Below are 825 nucleotides of genomic sequence, written 5' to 3' on the forward strand. Positions count from 1 at the left end.
CTCATCAGCGCCAGCGCAGGCGGCGCGTGCATGCGGGCCAAGTGCTGGATCAGTTGCACACCGTCCATCCCCGGCATCATCAAGTCGCTGAGCAGCAGATCGTAGCGCTGTCGGGCCAGGCGTTGCAGCGCGGTGGCGCCATCCCAGACCACATCGACGTCAAACCCGCCGATGGCCTGGAAGACGTTAATCAAGTACTCATGCTGGAAAGGATGGTCTTCCACGATGAGTACGCGATAGGCGCTCAAAGCACCCTCCTCTGATAGCGATGCAGGCACTGGTAGAGGGCGCGCAGGGTGAACGGCTTGACCAGGCAATGATCCATGCCAGCGTTCAGGCAGCGCTCGGCTTCGTCGAGCATCGCGTTGGCGGTGGCCCCGATGATCGGCAGTGAGCAACCCAGGCGACGCAGTTGTTCGGTGAGTTCATAGCCGTTCATGCGTGGCATGTTGACGTCGGTGAGAATCATGTCGAACGCGGTATCACCCCACAGTGACAGCGCTTCAATGCCGTCGCCGGCCAGCACCACGCTGCAGCCGAGCTCTTCCAACTGGTCGCGCAGGATCAACTGGTTGATCAGGTTGTCTTCGGCCACCAGCAGGCGCAGGTTGAGGCTGAACTCGGTGGGCTTCTCGCTGATCCTCGGCGACAACAACTCTTCGCTGCCCTGGGCGCGGCTGACCGCGCGGTTGAGCGCCTGCAGGTTGTTCAGGCCGATCTGCCAGGGATAAGCGCCATGCTCGTCGACCGCGGCCATCACCCGCGGCCCGGACCAATGCAGCAACTGGTCGGGCTCGGTCGGGCCGGGATACAGCTCGACCAATA

The 825-nt window shown here is 62.7% G+C and carries 2 protein-coding genes; both read right to left on the bottom strand.

Annotation, left to right across the window (positions count from 1 at the left end; translation table 11 throughout):
* Nucleotides 1-248: response regulator (locus tag HX846_RS35525; RefSeq protein ID WP_178967280.1), on the bottom strand; the 248-nt coding region annotated here is incomplete at its 3' end.
* The coding region (locus HX846_RS35530; protein WP_178967281.1) for a response regulator at nt 245-825 on the bottom strand (581 nt) is incomplete at its 5' end. The genes HX846_RS35525 and HX846_RS35530, both read right to left, overlap by 4 nt.

It is taken from the genome of Pseudomonas sp. K5002 (assembly GCF_013386655.1).
Lineage (GTDB): Bacteria > Pseudomonadota > Gammaproteobacteria > Pseudomonadales > Pseudomonadaceae > Aquipseudomonas.